This is a genomic window from Marinobacter bryozoorum (assembly GCF_023156245.1).
GTDB classification, from domain to species: domain Bacteria; phylum Pseudomonadota; class Gammaproteobacteria; order Pseudomonadales; family Oleiphilaceae; genus Marinobacter; species Marinobacter bryozoorum.
This window is the reverse complement of record NZ_JAKZAH010000103.1, coordinates 1-1,319: the sequence shown is the minus strand read 5'-3', so window position 1 is coordinate 1,319 and position 1,319 is coordinate 1. Positions and strand designations below refer to the sequence as shown.

Sequence of the window (1,319 nt, the reverse complement as noted above, 5' to 3'; positions counted from 1 at the left end):
TGTAGTTGCCCCCGCTAAACCGGACACCACCTCATTCGTTTGATGCCAGTTCCGCCCGGTACTCCCAGGGCGATTTCATTTTCAGCCCCTTGTGCGGGTGGCTGCGGTTATAGTCTTCGATCCATTCCGGCAACTTGGCCATCACCGTGGCGGCATCAGGGAGATCGTTCAGGTACACATAGTCGCGCTTAAACGTCTTCACGAAGGCCTCAGCCATGCCGTTGCTCTGAGGGCTTCTCACCGGTGTGGTACACACTACAAAGCCCAGAGAGGACGCGAAGGCTCGCGTTTCTTTGGCAATGTAGCAACTGCCATTGTCCGTCAGCCATTCCAGCGGATGAGGCACTCGCTCTGACTGGCCGAACCGGTATTCCAGGCTTTCCAGCAGCAGGTCCTGAACCATCTCACCGGTGATGCCACCAGTAGTCGCTACATAGCGCATCAGCTCGCGATCACAGCAGTCCAGGCTGAAGGCTACACGGACAACCTCCTTGTTCCAGCAGCGGATCTCAAAGCCATCTGAGCACCAGCGAAGGTCCGGCTTCAACGTAATAACCTGGCCATTGTGGCAGCGCTCTTGAGGTCGCCCTGTATACCGGGGTAACAGCAGCCCATCCTGCTTCATCAGTCGGTACACGCGCTTGTGGTTTACTCGCTCATCGTTGGCTGCGAGCAACCGATTCAGTCGAGCCGTGATCCTTCGATAGCCATTGGCAGCACGGGCCTCGCACAGCTCACGGATAAACGGTAAATGCCGGTCATCGTCCTGTTTGCTGTATCTCGGGCTTCGGCCTTTCTGGCGACCATGAAGGCGATCCAGAAGATTGGAGCGCGATACCTTCAGCACTTCCGCAACCCGCTTCAGAGGGTATCGTCCGGTGGCAGCAACGGCATGCGCGAGATCAACTTTTTTGACTGAGCCACCTCCAGGGCTTCCCGGAGTATTTCAGCTTCCATCGTCTTGCGGCCCAACATCCGCTCCAGCTCCTGAACCTTCTTGTTCAGGGCTTTCACCTCGGATGCGCTTACAACCTCATCACCGGATTCAATCGCGGACATGCCACCGTCTTTCATCAGCTTCTTCCAACGGAACAACAGACTTGCTGATATACCATGACGCCGGGCTACAAGCGATACCGACATGCCTGGCTGCTCACACTCTGCAACCATGAATGCTTTCTCCTGCGCGGAATACCGGCGACGGCGCTGCACTCCGGTTATGACTTCGATTCTTTCCACCTTGGACACTCCTTTGCACTAGGTCTATGCCTAGGCCTTTGCTTCTACCAAGGTGTCCGGTTTAAATGGGGGCCACTACA

1 protein-coding gene is annotated in these 1,319 nt (G+C 56.1%); it reads right to left on the bottom strand.

What is annotated here, in order from left to right; all coding sequences use genetic code 11:
• Positions 1-31: 31 nt before the first annotated feature.
• A protein-coding gene (locus MLC59_RS19715) for an IS3-like element ISMaq2 family transposase (RefSeq protein WP_248237300.1) occupies positions 32-1,239 on the bottom strand; the annotation gives its coding sequence in 2 pieces (ribosomal slippage) (positions 32-912 and positions 912-1,239; 1,209 coding nt in all).
• Positions 1,240-1,319 lie beyond the last annotated feature (80 nt).